This is a genomic window from Plantibacter sp. CFBP 8775, assembly GCF_014839505.1.
GTDB lineage: Bacteria > Actinomycetota > Actinomycetes > Actinomycetales > Microbacteriaceae > Plantibacter > Plantibacter auratus.
On sequence record NZ_JACYNV010000001.1, the window covers coordinates 577,629 to 598,050 of the forward strand.

A 20,422-nucleotide genomic window follows, 5' to 3' on the forward strand; every position below is an offset into this window, starting at 1 on the left:
CTGGATGCTGACCGCTTCCAGCCGGCTCCGTCGTCGGTCGCATTCATAACCGGGCTCTGCTTGCGCACAACTGCGTAGCCGCGTCGGGCACGTCCTCGCCCAGCGGCGGATGTGGCGATGCGCTCGCTCCGTGAGGATGGAATCGGCGCGGTGCGACCGCCCGCCGCCGACTCCTCACGATGGGTGACGATGCGCAAGCTCCTGAAGGTTCCACTGATCTCGATCGCCACGATCGCCGGCCTCATCGCAGCGGGTCTCGCGACGACGAGCATCGTGAACGCCGTCGCGAGTTCGTCGGAAGCGGGCGACCTGCAGCCCTATGGGCAGTTGGTCGACGTCGACGGCAAGGACATGAACGTCGTCGTCAGTGGTTCCGGCGCCGAGACGATCGTCCTGCTGCCCGGGCAGGGCACCGCGGCACCCGGCCTCGACTTCGAGCCGCTCGTCGACGAGCTCCGCGATCAGTACCGGGTGGTGGTGGTCGAGCCGTTCGGCTACGGCCTCAGTGATCAGACGGACGTGCCCCGGACCTCGGCCAACATCGCCGGCGAGGTGCACGCCGCCCTGCAGCACCTCGGCATCGACCGCTACGTCCTCGCCGGACACTCGATCGCCGGTATCTACGCCCTCGAGTATCTGGAGCGGTTCCGCGCCGAGGTGACGGCGTTCATCGGGATCGACACGAGCGTCCCGACCCAGCCCGGAAGTGACGAGCCGACACCGACCGACGGCGTCGAGACGCTGAAGGCCCTCGGTATCCTCCGCCTCCTCACCGCCAGCGCGCCCGACCCGTACGAGGGCCTCCCGTACGACGCCGCCACGAAGCGCCAACTCGCGATCCTGACGAACCGCAATGCGATGTCGCCGACGCTGCTCGACGAGATCGCCCACACGCCTGGCAACTTCAAGGCGGCCCGATCCCAAGCGTTCCCGGCCGACCTGCCGATCCTCATGTTCGTCGTCGGCGACGACCCGGAACTCTCCGACTGGGTGCCCCTTCACGAGGAGCAGCTCGCCGGAGTCGACCGGAGTGAACTCGTCCGACTCGACGGCGGCCACTACCTGCACCACACCGAGGCGACGGTGATGGGCGAGGACATCAAGCGGTTCCTCGCCGACACGCCGGGAGACTGAATCCCCGGCTGATCCGGGCTGGCGTGTCGTCGGATGTCGGGTTAGGCTCACTCTCTATCGAACGTATGTTCGAACGACGGGAGGCCACGCATGTTGATCACGAGCACCGAGATCGCGGTCTGGACGACGTCGGCAGGCGTGCCGGAGCGCTTGTTCTGGGACGGAGCCCGGTACCTCGTCACCGACACCCCGACCCCGCTCGAGCCGAACGTCTCGTTCGTCACCCATCCGCCCGCGGCGACCCCCGCCTGGCGGTTCCAGGCGACCGCTGCAGACGGCCGGTCCTTCGTCTTCGACATCCGACTCGACGCCGCGCGCGGACGCTGGCAGCTCCTCCGCGCGTACGAATGAACCGCTCGGACCGTCGCCCGCGCCGACGTCGCTCCGGGTGTCAGGCGGCCGGCTGCAACCGCACGACGATCGCCTTCGAGACCGGGGTGTTGCTCCGGTCGGCCGTCGAATCGAGCGGGACGAGGACGTTCGCCTCGGGGAAGTACGCTGCGGCACATCCACGAGCGGTCGGGTAGGAGACGACGCGGAAGCCGCGGAGTTCCCGATCCGGCTGCCCGGCCCACTCGCTGAAGTGAGACGGGCCGCTCCATTGGGTGCGACGGTTTTAGTGTGTCTTGGAACTGCGAAGGCAATTCGGATTCAGCCTGTTAGGCGTGTGCGTTGTTTCCCGGTGTAAGTGACCCGCTTGGGGCCGGCTGCGAGGCGCCGAACGCGCATGAGGCCGATCAAGTTACGATCGCGCAAACCTAGTGCGACAAGTCGCTCTTTTGATGGCCGAAGGTGAGTTGCACCTGCTCCGGCGACATGTTGTCGCCAACTGCGAACTCGCCTTGCTTCACCATGGCGAGGAGTGGAGCCGGAAGACCCAATCGGTGCGCTGAGTAGAAGATAGACGACCTTAGGAACGGATACACGGCCATAAACGCCACACGAGATGCGAAATCTGCCGTGAGTGACTCAGTGAGTACTACGGCTTCCTCGGCCTCGTACGCCGCTTCGATGTCCGCCACGAACTCGGCGTTCTGGTCAGCGAAGATCATCCGGAACCTGAATCGCAAAGAGGTTCCCTCGACTTGTGTCGCGAGCGAGTTGTCGGTGAGCGGGAAATCATGCTCACTGGATTCCTCGGTCGTCCAAACTATGCGCCGGGCCCGTTCTTCGTGCACCAAAATGTCAGCAAGGTCGACCATCTCTAAGAGCTCGTGAATGTCATCGAGCTCTCGAGCAATCGGTACCTCAGCCGGCGAGGGCAAAGTCAGTCCTCTTGGGCGCAATGTATGTACGCTGCGGCTCGGAGGCGCCCGATAGCACGAAGCGTGGGGTCGCGCCGCGCCATATGGTCTGCTCAGTCACCGGAGATACCTGGTGTTCAACCACTGCCTCGACGGCATGGGCATACCGGCGGAGGGTGGATAGCTTCGGATCGCTGTCGTATCGCTCGATCTTCGAGATTGCCTGCTGTGAGACGCCCATGCGCTCCGCGACGTCCTCTTGCGAAAGCCCGGCTGCACGACGCGCCGACACGAGGTCTCGAAGATACTTAAAGTCGTTCTTGGCGAGCAGCCGCGAACGTTGGTGGTGGATGGACGAGCGGGCCGCATCAAGGATCTGCGCTAGGAAGGCCATGAGTGCATCGTACCGCCACAACCTGCGAGTTGTGCAACCTAGACGACGCCCCAGTTGGTCTTGGCCCCCTGGACGTACTTGGAGGTGGCGTGCGCGATCTCAGGCCGCTGGGCGGCGGTCGTGGTCTTGATGTGCATGTGGAGAGCTACCAAGAACGACGGCAACTGGTTCGGCTCTCCGTGGTAGAACCGGAGCTTCTTACTGAGCTGAGTTGACCGCAGTTCGTATACTTCCGGGTTCGGATGGGCAGGCTTAATGGGCGTCTTCTCGTCGCCCGTGTCTTCGAGGCGCCCGCTCGATGCTTCGTCCATAAGGCCCGCGATCTGCCCGGTCACGAAGTCGCGAGCGAACGGCTGAAGGCTGCTCAACCAGTCCGTGAACTCAACGACTGACGGATGTGCTGTATCGACCAGGTCCTGCCAGACGAGGGGCGGCGACGTCTCGGAGCAGCATCGCGAATCGCTGCCAGCTCTGGCCCTTTTCCCCATGCGAGCATGCTACCGGGGTACCACGGCCCTGCAGGTCGGGTTCACCACTTAATTTCTGGCCAGCGATCGAGGAGTCCTGAAATGCGCTCGGACGTCGTCGACTGCGGACTCTCGTGCCCGCAACCAGTCTCATGTAACCCGAGCTGGCAGCTCCTCCGCGCGTACGAATGAACCGCTCAGACCGTCGCCCGCGCCGACGTCGCTCCGGGTGTCAGGCGGCCGGCTGCAACCGCACGACGATCGCCTTCGAGACCGGGGTGTTGCTCCGGTCGGCCGTCGAATCGAGCGGGACGAGGACGTTCGCCTCGGGGAAGTACGCTGCGGCACATCCACGAGCGGTCGGGTAGGAGACGACGCGGAAGCCGCGGAGTTCCCGATCCGGCTGCCCGGCCCACTCGCTGAAGACGTCCACCGTCTGCCCGTCCTCCAGGCCGAGGTCGCGGAGGTCGTCCGGGTTGACGAAGACGACGTTCCGGCCCTTCTTGATGCCGCGGTACCGGTCGTTCAGGCTGTAGATCGTCGTGTTGAACTGGTCGTGCGAGCGCAGGGTCTGCAGGAGCAGCCGACCGGGCGGGCAGTGGATCGGTTCGAGCTCGTTGACCGTCAGCAGGGCGCGCCCCTCGGGGTTCGTGAACGTGCGGGAGTCCCGCGGTCCGTTCGGCAGGACGAAGCCGTCCTCGCGGCGGATCTGCTCGTTGTACCCCTCGCAGCCCGGCACGACCCGTCCGATGTGTTCGCGGATCGTGTCGTAGTCGTCCTCGAACGCCTGCCAGGCGATGCCCGAGTCCTCACCGAGCGTCGCGCGCGCGAGGCGCGTGATGATCGCGACCTCGGAGAGCAGACCGGGCGCTGCCGGCGGGATGCGGCCGTGCGAGGCGTGGACCGCGCACACCGAGTCCTCCACGCTGACCATCTGTGGTCCGCTCGCCTGCAGGTCGATCTCGGTGCGCCCGAGGGTCGGCAGGATGATCGCCGCCTCGCCCGTGACCGCGTGCGACCGGTTGAGCTTCGTGGAGATCTGCACCGACAGCTGCGTTCCGCGGATCGCGGCCTCGGCAGCGGCCGTGTCGGAGATCGCCGCGACGAAGTTGCCGCCGAGCGAGATCCACGTGCGGACCTCGCCCCGCTGCATCGCTCGGATCGCGTTCACCGCGTCGACCCCGTGCTCCCGTGGCATCGGGACCGCGAACTCGCGCTCCATTGCAGCGAGGAAGGATTCGGGCATCTGCTCCCAGATGCCCATCGTCCGGTCGCCCTGCACGTTGCTGTGCCCGCGGATCGGCGACGCACCGGCGCCCGGCTTACCGATGTTCCCGCGGAGGAGGAGCAGGTTGATGATCTCCTTGATCCCGTTGACCGCCGCCTTGTGCTGGGTCAGACCCATCGCCCAGGTGACGATCGTCGCGTTCGAGGCGATGTAGCGTTCGGCGAGTTCATCGATCTGCTCGCTCGTGAGGCCGGTCGCCTCGAGCACCGCCGCCTCGTCGAGGTCGGCCAGGTGGGCCGTCAGCTCCTCGAGTCCGAGGCAGTGCTCGGCGAGGAACGCGTGGTCGAGGATCGTCCCCGGAGCCGCCGCCTCGGCCTCCAGGACCCGCTTCGAGACCGCCTGCAGCAGCGCCATGTCGCCGCCGAGCCGGATCTGCAGGAACTGGTCGGAGATGACCGTGCCGCGCCCGACCATGCCGCGGACCGTCTGCGGGTTCTTGTACCGCTCGAGCGCCGCCTCGGGGAGCGGGTTCACCGAGACGATCGTCGCGCCCGCCTGCTTCGCGTCCTCGAGCGCCGTCAGCATGCGCGGATGGTTCGTGCCCGGGTTCTGGCCCATGACGATGATGAGGTCGGCCTGCTCGAAGTCCTCGTACCGGATGGTCGACTTCCCGACGCCGATGACCTCGCCGAGCGCCGTGCCGGTGGACTCGTGGCACATGTTCGAACAGTCGGGGAGGTTGTTGGTCCCGAAGGCGCGGACGAAGAGCTGGTAGACGAAGGCCGCCTCGTTCGACGCGCGGCCGCTCGTGTAGAAGACGGCTTCGTCGGGGGACTCCTGACCGCGCAGCTGCTCGCCGACGATGGCGAACGCCTCGTCCCAGCTCACCGGCCGATAGTGGTCCGAACCGGCCGGCTTGTAGACGGGCTCCGACAGCCGACCCTGCATGCCGAGCCAGTACTCCGACTTGTCGGCGAGATCGGTGAGCGAGTGTTCGGCCCAGAAGCCGCTCGGGATGACGACCGGTGTCGCCTCCCAGATGACGGCCTTCGCGCCGTTCTCGCAGAACTCGAGCTTCTTGCGGTCGTCCGGGTCGGGCCAGGCGCAGCTCATGCAGTCGAAGCCGCCGCGCTGGTTGATCGACGTGAAGAGCTCCGCGGTCCGCTTCGGTCCGAGCTGCCGGAGGGCGGGCTCCATCGAGTGCAGGATGCCGGGCAGGCCGACGGCGACGTGCTTCGGGTGGGTGACCTCGATGTCGGCGTCTGTGACGTCCTCGACGGGCGGTTCGGCGCTCATGCGTTCGCTCCGGTCTGGAGTGCTGCTGGTGCCGAGCCTTCGGGCGGGTCGGCGAGCCGGTGCGCTCCGCTGTAGACGACCATCGAGTCGCCACGGAGGAAGCCGACGAGCGTCATCCCGAGTTCGGTGGCCAGTTCGGCGGCGAGCGACGACGGAGCAGAGACGGCGGCGAGCATCGGGATACCGGCCATCGAGGCCTTCTGCGTGAGCTCGAAACTCGCGCGCCCCGACACCATCAGGACCATGGAGCGGAGCGGGAGCAACCCCTCCTTCGCCGCCCATCCGACGACCTTGTCGACGGCGTTGTGTCGGCCGACGTCCTCGCGGAGCACGAGCATCTCGCTGGTGCGGGCGTCGAACAGGCCGGCCGCGTGCAGACCGCCGGTGCGTTCGAAGACCGCCTGCTGTGCCCGGAGGCGGTCGGGGAAGGTCACGAGGAGCGCCGGGTCGAGGCGGAAGTCGTCGTCCACGACGGTGTACAGCGAGCTCGTCCGGACGGCGTCGATGCTCGCCTTGCCGCAGAGGCCGCACGAGCTGGTGGTGAAGAAGTTCCGTTCCAGGCTCGGATCGGGGGCGGGGACGCCGGGGGACAGGGCGACGTCGAGCACGTTGTACGTGTTGACGCCCTCGTCTGTCGCGCCGGCGCAGTAGCGCGCGGTCCGGACGTCGTCACCCCGACCGATGACGCCCTCGGAGACGAGGAAGCCGATCGCGAGGTCGACGTCGTGGCCGGGCGTCCGCATCGTGATGGCGAGCGAACGACCACCGACGCGGATCTCGAGCGGCTCCTCGACGGCGAGGACGTCCTCGCGGGTGCGTGCGGGCTGTCCCACCGTGATGCGGGTGACGCGTCTGCGCGCCGTGATGCGAGTCATGGCTCATGGCTATCACCCCCATCGGACGAGGGCAAGGTGCCTCACCGGATCCGCAGCCGCCTCGGGGGCTGGATCGCGGCCTAGGCTGGTGCCATGTCCGTCGACGCGATCATCCTCGCGGGAGGGCGGTCCTCCCGTCTCGGCGGCGTCGCGAAGGCGTCGTTGTTCCGCGACGGCCGGACGCTCCTCCAGCTCGCGATCGATGCTGCGCGGGCGGCCGGCGGCCGTGTCGTCGTGGTCGGCCCCGAGGTCGAGACGACTGATCCAGTCCGCTTCGTCCGCGAGCGCCCCGTCTTCGGTGGCCCTGCCGCGGCCATCGCCGCAGGCTTGGACGCCCTGCGTGATGACGTCGCGGCCGAGGGTCCCGCGCAGGTCGCCGTCCTCGCCTGCGACATGCCGGATGCCGCATCGGCGCTCGCCGCGGTGCTCGACGCCGCCACAGCCGCGACCGGGACCGACACCGACGGCTGGGTCGCGGTGGACGACTCCGGTCGTGAGCAGCCGCTGCTCGCCGTCTACCACCGGGAGGCCCTGGAACGCCGGGTCGCCGCACTCCGGGCGTCGCAGCCGAGCGGTGACCTCGCGGGTGTCTCCGTCCGCCAGCTGCTCGCCGGACTCGTCCTCCGCCAGGTGCCCATTCCCGACGGCGGCTCGGCCGACGTCGACACCTGGGCCGACGCCGCCGAACTCGGGGTCGTCACCGCCGTCGATTCGCCGGCGCCGACCGCGTCCACCACGCCGACCGCCGACCCTGAGGAGCGTCTCCCATGACCGATGACCTGCATGCCGTCCTCGCCGACTGGACCGACCGGGTGTCCGCCGAGCTGGAGCTCGGCGACATCGCGGTCGACATCGACGCCGTCCTCGGACTCGCGGGCACGGCCGCGCACGCCGTGCGGCGTCCGGCCGCCCCGCTCACCACCTACCTCGTCGGCATCGCCGTCGGGAAGGCGCTCGCGAGCGGGACGGATCCGGTCGCCGCCGCCGAGGCCGCGACCGAGGCCGTCGAACGGCTGGTCGCCTCGGACTCGACCGCATGACGAGGTCCTCCTGGTCGGACGCCCGCAGCATCGCGCATGCGGCGGGTGCCGCGCAGCGGTCCGACGTCGTCGACACCCTGGCGCTCTCCGAGGCTCTCGGACATGTCGTCGCGGCGCCGCTCGTCTCGCCCATCGCGATCCCGCACTACGCCTCCTCGGCGATGGACGGCTGGGCGGTGGCCGGGGTCGGCCCGTGGACCTTGCTGACCGGTGGAGACGCCGAGCACGCACGATCGGTCGGACTCGGCGACGGTGTCGCGGTCGACGTCCTGACCGGTGGACTGATCCCGGCGGGCGCCGAGGCCGTGCTCCAGCTCGAGCACGGCGTGGTCGAGCAGAGCGCGGGATCAGCTCGCCTCCACCTCGCGCCGTCCGCACCGAGCGAGGAGCCGCACCCGGGGCGGCACATCCGGCCCGCCGGAACCGAGTCACCCGCGGGGTCGACCGTCCTCGACGCCGGCACGCGTCTCGGTCCCGTGCACCTCGCGGTCGCCGCCGGTGCCGGCTTCGACCGCGTGTCCGTCATGCCGCTGCCGCGGGTCCGCCTGGTCCTCACGGGTGACGAGGTCGTCACGAGCGGCGTGCCCGCGCCCGGGTTCGTGCGCGACAGCTTCGGTCCATCGCTCCCGGGAGTGATCGCCTCGCTCGGTGGCGTCGTCACGTCCAGCGTCCGTGTCGGCGATGACGCGTCCACCACGGCCGACGCCCTCGGGCTGACGAGCGCGGTCGGCGTCCCGGCCCGCCACCAGCGGGATCTCGTCGTGACCACGGGTGGTACCGGCGACTCCCGAGCCGATCACGTCCGAGCGTTGCTCCGCGACGCCGGCGCGGACTTTCTCGTGGACGGCGTCGACGTCCGCCCGGGTGGCCCGGCGCTGCTCGCCCGGCTGCCGGACGGTCGTCTGTTCGTCGGGCTGCCCGGCAACCCGCTCGCCGCACTGCTCAGTGTCCTCACGCTCGTGCACCCGGTGCTCGCGGGCTTCCAGGGACTCGAGCTCCCGGCCCTGCGACCGGCGGTGCTCGCGACGCCCGTCGACGGGGTCCGTTCAGGGACGGTGCTGCGCCCGTACCGCTCGGTGCACGATCCCGATTCGGCGACGCCGCATGCGGAGCCGACGCCGTGGCACGGGGCAGCCATGCTCCGCGGGCTCGCCGACGCCGACGGCGTGCTCGTGTGCCCGGGCTCCGGCGCGGCCGCGGGCGGCCTGGTACCGAGTCTCGACCTGCCCTGGTGATCGGGCCTCGGGTCAGCGGCCCCGGACGGCTGCCGCCGTCATCAGCTGCAGCAGTTCCTCGCCGGCGAGGATGCCGCGCCGCTCGGTGACCGTCAACGTGTCGATCGTGAAGCCCTCGTCGTCGAGCTCGCCGTGCGCCGGCCGGAACGCGAGGTCGGCGGTCTCCAGCATCGACTGGTCGAGGAGCGAGTCACCGGCCGCGAGGACGAGTGGTCCGCCGAGGCGGCGGGCGACCTCACTGACCGCATCGTGCTTCGTGAGCGTCCGGGGTACGCAGTAGAGCTTGCGTCCCTGCAGGGACACCGTCCATCCGAGCCGTTCGCACTCCTGCTCGACCTGTTCGAGCCAGCCCGCCGGGATCGCGTCGCGCTCGACGATCGAGTAGAAGAACAGCGCATCCGCGACGTTCGTCTTGAGGATCCAGGTGGGCGACGCCAGCTCCTCGAAGCGCGCGAGCGCCTCGTCCAGCGGAGCGGTGTGGTCGGTGAGGTGCGCTCGCACCCGGTCGCGCCAGTCAGCGTCCGGGACGCCGTCGACGAGGATCTCGCCGCCGTTGCTCGTGATCGCATACGCGGGCGCGCCGCCCGGCAGCTGCACCCGCTGATACTGCGCCACCGTCCGCGTCGTGACCGGCATGAACACGGCCCGCGAGCGCAGCTCGATCAGCAGTCGCTCCGACTCGCGCGTCATGAACGAGATCGGCACGCCGTTCCAGAGCTCCGAGACGACGATCGACGGCGCTTCGGGGTCCGGTGTCTCGAGCCAGAACGCCTTCGGCGAGTAGATGAGGGTGCGGTCGAGGTCGCAGGCGACGAGGGCGCTCACTGGGCGTCTCCCGCCGCGGCGTCGCTCAACGGGTTGATGAGCCCGACACAGCTGTAGGGCAACCCAGGCACGACCTCGACCGGCACACCGCGCTGCTCGGCGAGCAGGAGCACGTGCGCGACGTCGTCGAGGGCGTCCGGCGACACGAGCACCTTCCACGGCACCCGGCGGAGCAGGACGCGAGTGGTCTCGCCGACACCCGGCTTCACGAGGTTCACGGTCGGGATGTCGTACTGTTCCCGGATCCGCTCGACGGCCTCCCAGCCGATCCAGCTCGGTTCGCGATCGGCCGTGGAGGCCTCCTCCACGCCCGCTGCGACGTCGTCGACCACCTCGGCGAAGCGGCTGGAGACCGCGTCGAGGAAGGCGCCGGAGACGTCGTGACTGCTCAGCTCGCGGTAGAACTTGGCACCGTGGAACTGGTCGTCGGAGAGCAGCTCGCGGTTGTACACCGTGCGGGACACGAGGCCGGAGACGGTGGAGTTCAGGCACGCCGAGGGGATGAGGTAGTCGTCGCGGGTGCCGTAGACGGGCACGCAGTGTCCGGGGTCGGCGAGGACCGCCAGTTCGTCGGAGAAGTGGATGCCGTCGGTTTCGGCGAAGAGCTCCAGCGCCGCCGTCAGTTCGCGGGCGATGGCGCCCTTGCCGGTCCAGCCGTCGACGAACGCGATCTGCTCCGGGTCGTGGTGCGCCGCGAGGTAGCGCAGCGCGGTCCCGTCGACGCCGACACCGCGCACGATGCTCATCGTGTAGTGCGGCACGTCGATCCCGCGGACCTCCTTCGCCCAGCGACGCATGAGGATCCCGATGGGCGTTCCGGCGCGGGCGAGGGAGACCAGCACCGGCCGGTTCTCGCGGGACGCCAGGACGAGGTCGGTGACGACGCCGACGGCCACCGCGAGACGTCGGCTCGACCGCGCGAGGGCGTCCCGGTAGAGCTCCTCGTACTCGGGGGAGGGCAGGTACTCGATGGGCAGCGACTCGGCGTAGTGCGCGCGACCGCTCTGGATCGCGGCCTCGCGTTCGGAGGCGTCGGCCTCGAGGCGGGTGTCGCCGAGGTCGGTGAGCAGCCAGCGCACCTCCGAGGCGTCGTAGGACCCGAAGTCCGGTCCGGTGAGCGGCTCGGGCAGGGCGGCGGCGTCGATGGTCACGGTGCGGGGTTCCATTCGGCTGGGGTCGGGACGGATTCGGTGATGAGGACGACGATGACGTGGTCGGTGACGGTCCGCAGCGCCTCGACGACGCCGTCGGGCCGGAGCAGGAGCTCGCGGTCGGCGCCAGGCTCCGGGAACAGGACCACCGCCGCGAACCGCGAGCCGCCGCGCGAGAGGTTGTAGGCGAAGCGGGGTCCGAAGCCGTCGATCGTACGGTCGTGGCTGGTGAAGGACACCGCGCTCGCGATGGCGTAGTCGTCACGGTCGATGACGGCGATGGGGGACCGCGTGGTGGTGGAGAAGCGTGTCGCTCCGCGGGTGCGGTCGAGGTGGGCGGCGACGGCCAGCGGTACTGCGATGAACTCCTCGGAGCCGAGCACCACGACCTCGCCGTCCGCCAGCTCCGGAAGGACCCGGTCGGCGATCGCGGCGGTCACCGCGTCGTCCAGGCGTCCTGGCGCACCGAAGCGCGCGCTCCGCACGGGCGGCAGGTCGGAGGCGTCCACGACGACGACGTCGCCGGCTGTGGTCGATTCAGCGGCCGACGTGGGTGGTGCAGCGTCGATGACCGCTCGCGCTCGGGCGAGGACGTCCTCCGGAAGGTCGACGGCACCCACGCCGAGCGCCACGACGGTGATCCGGGTGCCGAGGCTGTCGGCGAGGTCGTCGAAGCGCTGCCGGTCCGCATCCGAACGGAGGTCGATGAGGCCGGCGACCACCCAGTGCGCCTGCGGCGTGGTGGCGTGCAGCGCGGTGATCGTGTTGCGCACGGTGCGTCCGGTGCTCAACTCGTCGTCGACGAGCACCGTGGTGCCACCGACCGTGGCCCACGCGGGGTCGCTCGGGTACAGGCGGTGGTCGCTCGCGTGCGAGTGCTCCTCCTCGAACGGCGTGAAGGGCACGTCCGCCTCGTGTCTCGTGGAGTGGAGGTACGGCGAGCCGAGCGCGTCGGCGACGATGTGGCCGAGCCCGGTCGCCGTCTCCGCGTAGCCGACGGTGACGAGCTCCGGCCCGGCCACTGGGGCCGCATCGCGGAGCTGGGCGAGGTGCTCGCGGACGGCGGTGAGGGCGGCGAGACCGTCAGCGTCCGGCCGTTCCCGACGGGCCAGGAGCTGCGCCACGGTGTCGAACGGAGTCGTCTCCGGATCGCTGCCGTCGAGCGCGCTCCGCACCAGCAGCCCGAGCAGTTCGCCGGCGGCGAGTGCCAGACCGGGCACGGTCGGCACGTGTTTGGCGAGGACCGTCGACACGAGCAGCTGCGCGCGTTTGGGGTTGTCGCGGAGCGCGAGACCGACGAGGTCCTCCACCGGGATCAGGCTTCGGGACGCGTCCGAGCGCAGGCCGATGCCGACGGCGTCACTGACGAAGCGGCCCGTCCATACGGTCACCGCATGCTCGTCTCGAGGAGGTCGACGAAGGTCGTCTCCTCCGCTGCCACCCCGAAGGCATCCGCGCGGAGCAGGGTCTTGCGCGCCCACGCCTGGTGCGGCTTCATCTCGTTCATCTTGTTCCGGTAGGGGGAGGCGTTGGCGCCGCCACCCACGTCGCCGACGACCGAGAGGGCGTCGACGTACTCCTCGTGGCTCACGACCGACATCGCGTGGACGACCGGCACGTGGCTCGGGTGGATGACCGTCTTGCCGAGCAACCCGTTCGCCTGGTCGAGCGCGATCTCGCGGATGAGGCCGTCGAGTCCCTTGAGGAGGAGCTTCTGACGCAGCTGCGCCTCGTTCGCGTCCTGGAACGGCGTCATGCGCAGCTGCGGGCGCATGAGCCGCTCCGCGTTGTGGAAGTGCTCCCAGACCGTGCCGGTGATGACGAAGTCGTCGCCCGGCCGACCGAAGACGTTGACGACGTCGGCGATGACCGAGGAGACGAGTTTCACGTCGTACACGGTGAGGTCGCGCGAGCGCCGGAGCGAGAAGGCGCTCGAGAGGTCGGTGGCGCCGATCCGGACCGCCAGGACGTCCTCGCGGTGGGCCTTGGTGACGTCGACGATCCCGGAGAGGGTGTCGTCGCGGGTCTCGCGGTGGATCATCCGCGGCGACTCGAGGATCGGCATGACCCGGAGGCGACGCGCGCCGTTCGACCCGTCCTGCCCGTAGTCGCGCTGCACGCGACCGAGCGCCTCGAAGAAGCGGTCCGCCACCCCGTCGCTGTTCTCGTACTTGGGGATGACGAAGCCGCTCAAGAGGTCGAGTCCCGGACCGAGGAGCCCGGCGACCCGCTCGAGCTGCTCGGGCGTGCGGACGCGGATGAACAGCAGCGGCAGCACGGGGCGCTTGGACCCCGAGCTCTTGGCGGCGAGCTGCTGCATCGCCTCCGCGACGTTCGTCTCGGCGAACTCGACCGCGTCGTCGGGGACCGAGTCCTCGAGGCACAGCACCATGCTCAGGCAGCCGTGCTTCGCCTGCTTCACGACGTCCTTCGCGAGCGTCGGGCGCGTGCCGGGACTGTAGAGCGTGGCGCCGAGTGCCGCCGCCACGTGTTCCGGTGGGGAGTCGATGCTGATGGGGCTCGGGAGCTTGTGGAACAGCCGCGACGCGCGCTTGTCGTCGACGTAACTGAAGTGGCGCATGGTCATCGTCTCCGGGGTTCGCGGGCGACGACGTACGGCGTCGGCTCGAAGCCGAACTGCTGCAGGAGCGTCTCGAGGGGGATCTCGGCGGGAAGGGGTTCGAGGCGGAGTTCGAGTCTCGACCCGATGCGCAACAGCGAGACGACCGGCGGTGCGCCGGTGTCGTCAGCCGCGGCGAAGCTCTCGCCGTCGAAGAGCTGCACCGTCAGTGGGTGGCCGGCTGTGCCGACGAACAACGCCCGCCGGATGAGGTGCACGTGCCGGAGCGCGAGGATCGCGTCGCCGCCGTCGAAGCCGAGCAGCGGCCGGTTGCCGGGCGTCGTCACCGGTGTGCCGTCGATACCGTCGGCGGTCGCGACTCCCGTCACGAGTTCGACGGTCTCCCACACGATCGCCGTCGCTCCGCCGACGATGAGGCTGCCGATCGCGGACTGACGCGGGTCGAGCCGGACCAGCGGGGTCTCGTCGTCGAGGACGCGGACCTCCTCGGCCGTCGGGGCAGGGAAGGGCTGTGGGGTGCTGGGCGTCGACGGGGGCGGCGACGCCGCGTTCACCGAGGGGGTCACCACGGCGGGCGTCGAGGGCCCGCCAAGCGAGAGCCCCGTCGACGGTGCCGACGGTGCCGACGCTGCCGACGGCGCTGCCGATGCCGCCGGGGCAGGGGGTGCGGCGGCGGGCGTCGACGGCCCGCCGAGCGTGAGTCCCGTCGACGGCGCTGCGGACGCGGCGGGCGCTGCCGGAGCAGGTACCGCAGGGGTGCTCGCGACGGGCTCGACCTGCGCAACCGGCGCAGGCCTCGGCTTCACCCGACGACGGAGGTAGTCGATGTCCCGTCGCACCGGGGAGGTGTTGAGCGGCACGGCTCAGAGGTCGATTCTGAAGTCGCGCGCCACGCCGGCGAGCCCGCCGGCGTACCCCTGCCCGAGGGCGCGGAACTTCCAGTCCGAGCGGTGCCGGTACAGCTCGGCCAGGAGCAGCGCCTGGCTGCTGCGGACCTCGGCGATCGGCACGTCGAAGCGCACGAGCTCCCGACCATCGGGTGTGGCGACGCGGACGAACGCCGAGCGCACAGGCGAGAAGTCGCCGGGACCGCGGACGTCGGGGTCGATGTAGAGCAGGAAGGCGATCTTCGACACGGCGTCCGGCACGCGCGACAGCTCGACGTCGATCTCCTCGTCGTCGGCCTCGGACGAGAAGGTGACAGCGCCGTCCTGGCTCTCGACCTGGTTGAAGAACACGAGGTGGTCGTCGGACAGCGCCTTGCCGTCGTCGCCGCACATGATCGCCAGCGGCACGGGTTCGCTCTGCGGCCCGCGGCTCGCGATGACGTCCCAGCCGAACCCGATGAGCACGGCGTCGAGACCGGGGTTCTCGGCGGTGAGCGCGGCGTTCGCGCCCGCGATCAGCGACGCCATCAGTGCGCCCCCAGCACGAGACCGGCGTCGGGCTCCTGGAACTTGTCGGAGAGGAAGCGACCGTGCGTCGAGAGTTCGGCGATCGCGCCGATGCGGATCTGGTTGAGGAGGTCGCGGATGGTCTCCTCGATGAGCTCCAGCTGACGGGCGAAGACGATCGTGCTGCGGGAGTCGTCGGTGCGGTCCGCGGCAGGCAGCGCGAGGAAGGAGCGCAGCGGGCTGGGGAGGTAGTCCGTCACCATCGCGGCGAGGAGCACGCGCTGCTCGGTCGACGCACCCTGGTCGGCGATCGTCGCGACGACGAGGCGCAACTGGTCGTCGATCTGTCGGAGCTGCGAGGTGAGCAGCGTGGGGAGGTCGCGCCCCACGGAGCGCACCGAGTCGCGGAGTTCATCGAGGTGCCGGGCCGTCTGCTCGTCCTCGGTCTCACCGACGGGCGCCGGCGTGGCGTCGACGACGCCGAGCGGCTCGGCCCCGCCGGTCCGCAGTGCGTTCAGCAGTCGTCCGAATGCCATCCCTCGTCCCCCTTCGTCCTCAGCGACCCGTGCGCCCGATCACCCGAGCGTGAGGCTACCGCAGTTCGCGCTGCTCGGCCTGACGGCTGCGCTCGAGGTACGGCTTCGCCTTCTCGAGACCAGACTCGAGCGCGTTGACGGTGCCCTCCATGTTCTTGGCGGCTTCGGCACGGAAGGTGTCGATCGCGTCCATGGTCTGGAAGACGTTGTCGAACGCGCGCTGCAGGGTCTCGACGCTGACACCTGCGGTGGAGGCCTGCTGGTGGATGCGCGTGGTCTGGTCCTTCAGCATCTCGCTCGTCTGCAGGATCATGTTGTTCGTCGTGGTGTTGATCGCGTCGATCTGGTCGAGGACCATCTTCTGGTTCGCGAGGGCCTGCGCGACGACGACGGCGGTCCGCAGGGCGGCGATCGTCGTGGTGCGAGCGCGGTCGACACCCTTGATGAGCTCGAGGTTGTTCTTGCGGATGAGGTCCATCGCGAGGTAGCCCTGCACCGAGACGGCGAGCTGCGTGAGGATGTCCTGGTGGCGCTGGCGGACGGGGAAGAGGACGTCGGCCTCGAGCTTCTGGGCTTCCTCGATGCGTCCGGAGGAGCGGGCTTCGTCGATCTTGGCGACGCAGGCGGCGTCGAGCGCCTTCGCGAAGACGGCGTACTCACTGAGCGCCTGCATCGTCTCCCAGAGCTGGACCTTCTCGCCGGCGAGGGCGGCGTTGTCCTTGAGGAGCTCGTCCTGGCCGGCCATGAGCGACTTGATGATCTTGTCGAGCTGGGTCTGCGCGGACTCGTACTTCTGGAAGTACTTGGCGAGCTTGTTGCCGCCCGGGATGAACCCGAGGATCTTGCGGCCGACGCCGAGGTCCGCCTGGTTCGGCGTGAGGTCCTCGACGGTGCTGCGGAGGTCGCCGAGCGTGGTCGCGACCTTGATCTGCGCGCTGTCACCCGAACGCTTCGCACCGGCGACCGAGGTCGACGAGCGGTCGAGCATGCGGGAGGAGTACCCGCTCGACTGCACCATCTCCTTGCCGCCGATCTGGGAGATACCCTCGATCTTCTGCGTGAACTCGGGCGAGCGCGGGTCGAGCGTCGCGACCTCCGTCACGAAGGAGCGCGCCTGCTGCTGGATCTCCGTCTGGCGCTCGGCCGGGACCGGAACCATGCCCGGTGCCTCTTCGGCCTGCACGACGTCCGGTGCATCCGGAGCGTGCAGCACGAGGGAGGCTGCTGCCTGTTCGTTGGCGTCTGGCGGAGTGAGTGGCGTGCTCATACGGTCGACCTTGCTCTCGTGTGTGGCTTGCTCGTGGTGGAGGCGTCGGTGCTCAGCCGAGCGGGACGCCGAAGTCGCCGGCGATGCCGGCGAGACCGGTGGTGTAGCCCTGGCCGACGGCCTTGAACTTCCACTCGGATCCGTTGCGGTAGAGCTCCGAGAACAGCATGGCGGTCTCGGGGGCGGCGTCCTCGCTGAGGTCGAAGCGGACGATCTCGGTGCCGTCCTGGTCGACGATGCGGCAGTACGCTCCGCGGACCTGGCCGAAGTTCTGGCGACGCTCGTCGGCCTTGTCGATCGACACGGCGATGATCACGCGCTCGACGTCTGCCCCGACCGCGTTCAGGTCGACCGAGATCTGCTCGTCGTCGCCCTCGCCGTCGCCGGTGCGGTTGTCGCCGAGGTGCTTGACGGAGCCGTCCGCCGAGGCGGGCTGGTTGTAGAAGATGAAGTCGGCGGAGGAGCGCACCTTGCCGTTCGCGCCGACGAGCAGCGCGGAGGCGTCGAGGTCGAAGGCCTCACCGCTCGTGGTGCGCGGGTCCCACCCGAGACCGACCGTCGCGACCGTCAGGCCGGGGCTGGTCTTGGTGAGCGAGAGGTTGTTGCCCTTTTCGAGGGTGAGTCCTGCCATGGTGATCGCTTCTCCTTCGGAACTGCGCTGGCGCGCGGGGGACTGCTGCGGGTGGTGCTCAGAGGGCCTGGGCGGCCGGGCCGAGGAGGTCCATGACGGAACGCCCGTTGGCGCGCTCGCCGATCGCCTTGAAGGTCCAGCCGTTGCCCTCGCGCGAGACCTTCGACATGATCATCGCGGTGTGCGGACCGGAGTCGGTGAGCTGGTAGCGGGCGACCTCGGGCGAGCCGGGGGTCGAGTCGTCGATGATCCGGCTGAAGGCGTTCTGCACGGTGTCGAAGGTCTGGCGGCTGTAGCTGCTGATCACGAACACGATCTGCTGGACGGACGGGGCGACCCTCGAGAGGTCGACGAGGATCGTCTCGTCGTCGCCGTCGCCGGCACCGGTGAGGTTGTCGCCGGTGTGGCTGGCCGAGCCGTCCTTGCTCGCGAGCTGCTGGAACCAGATGGTGTCGAGCACCTTGCCGGTGGCGTCGAAGAAGATCGCTGAGGCGTCCAGGTCGATGTCGGGTGCGGACGAGCGGCCGAAGAAGCCGCGCTTCACCGGTGCGACGCCGTCCCAGCCGAGACCGAGGCGGATCCGCGTGAGCGAACCGCCGTCCTGCTTCGTCAGTGAGAGCGACTGGCCCTTTTCCAGACTCAGACCCATGGTTCCGTCTCCTAGATGCTTCATCGTGTTGCTGGTGGTGAGGTGTGGGACGTGCGCCCCCGGCCGAAGCTGGGAGCGCACGTCCACGTTATCGGTTCAGCCGGGCGAGCGCCCGGATTCCCGGCCCGTTCAGAGCAGGCCGCGGGAGTCGGAGCTCTTCGCCTGCAGCTCGTGGGCCCGGGCGAGCAGCCGCTGGAGCTCCTCGTCGTCGGCCGCCTTCGCCTGGTGCTTGGGCTTCAGGTTCGCGAACGACTTCTGGCGCTCGACCATGCGGGTGTAGCTTGTCTCGAGTTCGACCTCGTCCACGTGGTGACCGTCCGGGATGTCCTCCGGGGAGTCGGCGTGGTCGACGATCTTCTTCGCCTGGGTGCGGGCGTCGCTGATGATCGTGTGTGCACGACCGGCCGGGCTGAGGAGCGAGGCGAGGACCGTGACGGTCAGGATGCCGATGATGACGATGAGCGACAGGCCAGTGCTGATCTCGAACACCGGGATGTGCTCGCCACCGTTGAGGAACGGCAGGGTGTTCTCGTGGAGCGCGTGCAGGACGAGCTTCACACCGATGAATCCGAGGATCGCCGCCAGGCCGTAGCTCAGGAAGATGAGGCGGTCGAGCAGGCCGTCGATGAGGAAGTAGAGCTGACGGAGGCCGAGCAGCGAGAACGCCGTCGCGGTGAAGACGATGTACGGGTTCTGCGTGAGGCCGAAGATCGCGGGGATCGAGTCGAGCGCGAAGAGCAGGTCGGTGCCGCCGATGGCGACCATGACGAGCAGCATCGGCGTGAGGACCTTCTTGCCGTTCTCGATGGTGACGAGCTTGTCGCCGTCGTAGCGGTCGGTCGTCTTGAAGAGACGCTTGGCGAGACGGATGACGAAGTTGTTCGCGTCGTCGCTCTCCTCCTCCGGGCGGAGGAGCTTGATCGCCGTGAAGATGAGGAACGCGCCGAAGATGTAGAACAGCCAGGACCAGGCGTTCACCGCGGCGGCACCGAGGAAGATGAAGCCGGTGCGGGCGATGAGGGCGAAGACGATGCCGAAGAGGAGCACCTTCTGCTGGTCGGCCCGCGGCACGCGGAAGCTCGACATGATGATGAGGAAGACGAAGAGGTTGTCGACCGACAGGGCCTTCTCCGTGATGTAGCCGGCGAAGTACTCGGATCCGAGTGTGCCACCGCCGAAGAAGAGGACGCCGAGGCCGAAGACGATGGCGATACCGACGTAGAGGGCCGACCACTTCGCGGCTTCCGGCAGCGTCGGCTCGTGGGCCTTGCGCACGTGGAAGATGAAGTCGAAGGCGAGGAGGGCCAGAATGCCGACGATCGTCAGCAGCCAGACGTATCCGGGGATTTCCATGGGCTGTGTTCTCCGCAGCGCTCGAGGTGGGGGACGGGTGATGTTTAGTTGGTGCCGTCCCACTATATAGTTGGTATGGTCGAACCAACACCCGAACGCACGTATTCAGAAAGAATTCAGCTATGAGCGATGACGTCGACCCCGCCGAGGCGGGAGCCGTCATCCAGGCGTCCCTCGCGACGGTGCTCCGGTGGTCCACCAGGGCCGACAACCGGCGTTCACTGCACGACGCCGAGGGTGCCGCCCTCACCGCCACGGACGCGTGGCTCCTCGAATACGTCATCACCGCCGGGCCGATCCGCATGTCCACGGTCGCGGGCTGGATGGACGTCGACAAGTCGACCGCGACGGCCGAGGTGCGTCGCCTCGAGGAGGGCGGTCTCGTCGTCCGGGCGACGGATCCGAGTGATCGCCGCGCGGTGCTCGTGAGCGCGACGGACGAGGGACGGACCGCCCTCGAACGACACCGGCAGGCGGCGCAGCAGGTCTACAACACCCTCGTCGGCAAGTGGAGCGAGCGCGATCGAGCGGAACTCGCCCGGCTGCTCTCGCGGTTCGTCGACGAGTTCTCCTGGGTCAGCGACGCCGTCTCGCAGCACAACGCGAGTCGCTGACTCTACGGCCTCACGGGTCGATGCGCACCGGGATCGGTCCCGTCCGCTCCGCCCGCGGCCCGTACACCCAGAAGCGGTAGAGCACGAAGCGGAACGCGGAACCGAGGGCCAGCCCGACGATGTTCGCCGACACGTTGTCCGCCAGCGGCGTCGTCAGGTGCATCGCGTCGTGGGAGACCCAGAGGCAGGCCAGGGCGATCGCGCCGCCCGCGAGACTCACCAGACCGAATTCGAGCGCTTCGCGGGCGACGTCCGAGCGCCGATGCGCGCGGAAGGTGAGGAGCCGGTTGCCCACCCAGTTTGCCACGATGGCGAGCGTCGTGGAGATGCCCTTCGCCACCAGCAGCCCGGAGGTGCCGGTGTGGAGGAACACGGTGTACGCGAGCAGGTTGAAGACCCCGACGTCGACGAGGAAGCCGGCGCCGCCGACGAGGCCGAAGGCGGCGACCTCGCGGACGATCGGTCGCCGGAGCAGCGCGCGCGCATCGGGAATGGATCGGATCACCAT

General features: G+C 69.1%; 23 protein-coding genes. 6 read left to right on the forward strand and 17 right to left on the reverse strand.

Annotated elements, in window-relative coordinates:
* The first annotated feature begins 189 nt into the window (after positions 1 to 189).
* Both IFR14_RS02700 and IFR14_RS02705 read left to right on the forward strand, forming a co-directional pair.
* Entirely contained in the window at positions 190 to 1,134 is a 945-nt protein-coding gene (locus IFR14_RS02700; RefSeq protein ID WP_191940132.1) for an alpha/beta fold hydrolase, read from the forward strand.
* Between the two features lie 90 nt (positions 1,135 to 1,224).
* On the forward strand, positions 1,225 to 1,485 hold the full coding sequence (locus tag IFR14_RS02705) for a hypothetical protein (RefSeq protein ID WP_191940133.1): 261 nt from the start codon (positions 1,225 to 1,227) through the stop codon (positions 1,483 to 1,485).
* Between the two features lie 407 nt (positions 1,486 to 1,892).
* Here the strand turns inward: IFR14_RS02705 and IFR14_RS02710 are convergent, their stop codons facing one another.
* From IFR14_RS02710 to fdhD, 5 genes are all read right to left on the reverse strand, one after another.
* Positions 1,893 to 2,336 carry a hypothetical protein gene (locus tag IFR14_RS02710; protein WP_191940134.1) on the reverse strand — a complete coding sequence of 148 codons (444 nt, stop codon included), beginning with the start codon at positions 2,334 to 2,336 and terminating at the stop codon, positions 1,893 to 1,895.
* 46 nt (positions 2,337 to 2,382) lie between these two features.
* Positions 2,383 to 2,772 carry a helix-turn-helix domain-containing protein gene (locus IFR14_RS02715; RefSeq protein WP_191940135.1) on the reverse strand — a complete coding sequence of 130 codons (390 nt, stop codon included), beginning with the start codon at positions 2,770 to 2,772 and terminating at the stop codon, positions 2,383 to 2,385.
* A 38-nt stretch (positions 2,773 to 2,810) separates the two neighbouring features.
* Positions 2,811 to 3,260, reverse strand: a complete 450-nt coding sequence (locus IFR14_RS02720; RefSeq protein WP_191940136.1) for a hypothetical protein — start codon at positions 3,258 to 3,260, stop codon at positions 2,811 to 2,813.
* A gap of 211 nt (positions 3,261 to 3,471) precedes the next feature.
* Positions 3,472 to 5,763: an FdhF/YdeP family oxidoreductase gene (locus IFR14_RS02725; protein ID WP_191940137.1), complete on the reverse strand. Its 2,292-nt coding sequence runs from the start codon at positions 5,761 to 5,763 to the stop codon at positions 3,472 to 3,474.
* Entirely contained in the window at positions 5,760 to 6,638 is an 879-nt protein-coding gene (gene fdhD, locus IFR14_RS02730; RefSeq protein WP_191940138.1) for a formate dehydrogenase accessory sulfurtransferase FdhD, read from the reverse strand. Before fdhD ends, IFR14_RS02725 begins: the two co-directional genes overlap by 4 nt.
* A gap of 93 nt (positions 6,639 to 6,731) precedes the next feature.
* On the opposite strand from fdhD, the gene mobA reads away from it, so the two are divergent.
* The 3 genes from mobA to IFR14_RS02745 are packed head-to-tail and all read left to right on the forward strand — an operon-like array spanning position 6,732 to position 8,913.
* Positions 6,732 to 7,409, forward strand: a complete 678-nt coding sequence (mobA, locus tag IFR14_RS02735; protein ID WP_191940139.1) for a molybdenum cofactor guanylyltransferase — start codon at positions 6,732 to 6,734, stop codon at positions 7,407 to 7,409.
* Entirely contained in the window at positions 7,406 to 7,678 is a 273-nt protein-coding gene (locus tag IFR14_RS02740) for a DUF6457 domain-containing protein (RefSeq protein ID WP_191940140.1), read from the forward strand. Before mobA ends, IFR14_RS02740 begins: the two co-directional genes overlap by 4 nt.
* Positions 7,675 to 8,913: a molybdopterin molybdotransferase MoeA gene (locus IFR14_RS02745; protein WP_191940141.1), complete on the forward strand. Its 1,239-nt coding sequence runs from the start codon at positions 7,675 to 7,677 to the stop codon at positions 8,911 to 8,913. Before IFR14_RS02740 ends, IFR14_RS02745 begins: the two co-directional genes overlap by 4 nt.
* A 12-nt stretch (positions 8,914 to 8,925) precedes the next feature.
* Here IFR14_RS02745 and IFR14_RS02750 read toward each other — a convergent pair whose 3' ends face one another.
* The 11 genes from IFR14_RS02750 to IFR14_RS02800 all read right to left on the reverse strand — a co-directional run bounded on the left by IFR14_RS02750 (position 8,926) and on the right by IFR14_RS02800 (position 19,300).
* A complete protein-coding gene (locus IFR14_RS02750; RefSeq protein WP_191940142.1) occupies positions 8,926 to 9,738 on the reverse strand; it encodes an HAD family hydrolase in 813 nt (270 codons plus the stop codon).
* Positions 9,735 to 10,889, reverse strand: coding sequence for a cysteine protease StiP domain-containing protein (locus IFR14_RS02755; RefSeq protein WP_191940143.1), 1,155 nt, complete (start codon positions 10,887 to 10,889; stop codon positions 9,735 to 9,737). The genes IFR14_RS02750 and IFR14_RS02755 overlap by 4 nt, the downstream gene beginning before the upstream one ends.
* The gene (locus tag IFR14_RS02760; RefSeq protein ID WP_191940144.1) at positions 10,886 to 12,280 is read right to left on the reverse strand and encodes a phosphoribosyltransferase domain-containing protein; all 1,395 of its coding nucleotides are present in this window, start codon (positions 12,278 to 12,280) and stop codon (positions 10,886 to 10,888) included. The genes IFR14_RS02755 and IFR14_RS02760 overlap by 4 nt, the downstream gene beginning before the upstream one ends.
* Positions 12,277 to 13,470, reverse strand: coding sequence for an HpcH/HpaI aldolase/citrate lyase family protein (locus IFR14_RS02765; RefSeq protein WP_138945983.1), 1,194 nt, complete (start codon positions 13,468 to 13,470; stop codon positions 12,277 to 12,279). Before IFR14_RS02765 ends, IFR14_RS02760 begins: the two co-directional genes overlap by 4 nt.
* Before the next feature lie 2 nt (positions 13,471 to 13,472).
* Positions 13,473 to 14,330 (reverse strand): hypothetical protein, encoded by an 858-nt coding sequence (locus tag IFR14_RS02770; RefSeq protein ID WP_191940145.1) that lies wholly within the window; start codon positions 14,328 to 14,330, stop codon positions 13,473 to 13,475.
* A 3-nt stretch (positions 14,331 to 14,333) separates the two neighbouring features.
* A complete protein-coding gene (locus IFR14_RS02775; RefSeq protein ID WP_064295863.1) occupies positions 14,334 to 14,885 on the reverse strand; it encodes a TerD family protein in 552 nt (183 codons plus the stop codon).
* A complete protein-coding gene (locus tag IFR14_RS02780; RefSeq protein ID WP_079704609.1) occupies positions 14,885 to 15,400 on the reverse strand; it encodes a hypothetical protein in 516 nt (171 codons plus the stop codon). Before IFR14_RS02780 ends, IFR14_RS02775 begins: the two co-directional genes overlap by 1 nt.
* Positions 15,401 to 15,455: 55 nt before the next feature.
* Positions 15,456 to 16,667 carry a toxic anion resistance protein gene (locus tag IFR14_RS02785; protein WP_079704610.1) on the reverse strand — a complete coding sequence of 404 codons (1,212 nt, stop codon included), beginning with the start codon at positions 16,665 to 16,667 and terminating at the stop codon, positions 15,456 to 15,458.
* 52 nt (positions 16,668 to 16,719) lie between these two features.
* Positions 16,720 to 17,298: a TerD family protein gene (locus IFR14_RS02790; RefSeq protein WP_079704611.1), complete on the reverse strand. Its 579-nt coding sequence runs from the start codon at positions 17,296 to 17,298 to the stop codon at positions 16,720 to 16,722.
* A 58-nt stretch (positions 17,299 to 17,356) separates the two neighbouring features.
* Positions 17,357 to 17,947: a TerD family protein gene (locus IFR14_RS02795; protein ID WP_079704612.1), complete on the reverse strand. Its 591-nt coding sequence runs from the start codon at positions 17,945 to 17,947 to the stop codon at positions 17,357 to 17,359.
* Positions 17,948 to 18,076: 129 nt separating this feature from the next.
* Positions 18,077 to 19,300 (reverse strand): TerC family protein, encoded by a 1,224-nt coding sequence (locus IFR14_RS02800; RefSeq protein WP_079704613.1) that lies wholly within the window; start codon positions 19,298 to 19,300, stop codon positions 18,077 to 18,079.
* Positions 19,301 to 19,422: 122 nt separating this feature from the next.
* Between IFR14_RS02800 and IFR14_RS21105 the strand changes: the two genes are divergently transcribed.
* Positions 19,423 to 19,914 carry a MarR family winged helix-turn-helix transcriptional regulator gene (locus tag IFR14_RS21105; protein ID WP_079704614.1) on the forward strand — a complete coding sequence of 164 codons (492 nt, stop codon included), beginning with the start codon at positions 19,423 to 19,425 and terminating at the stop codon, positions 19,912 to 19,914.
* Positions 19,915 to 19,924: 10 nt separating this feature from the next.
* Here the strand turns inward: IFR14_RS21105 and IFR14_RS02810 are convergent, their stop codons facing one another.
* Entirely contained in the window at positions 19,925 to 20,422 is a 498-nt protein-coding gene (locus tag IFR14_RS02810) for a GtrA family protein (protein ID WP_137242673.1), read from the reverse strand.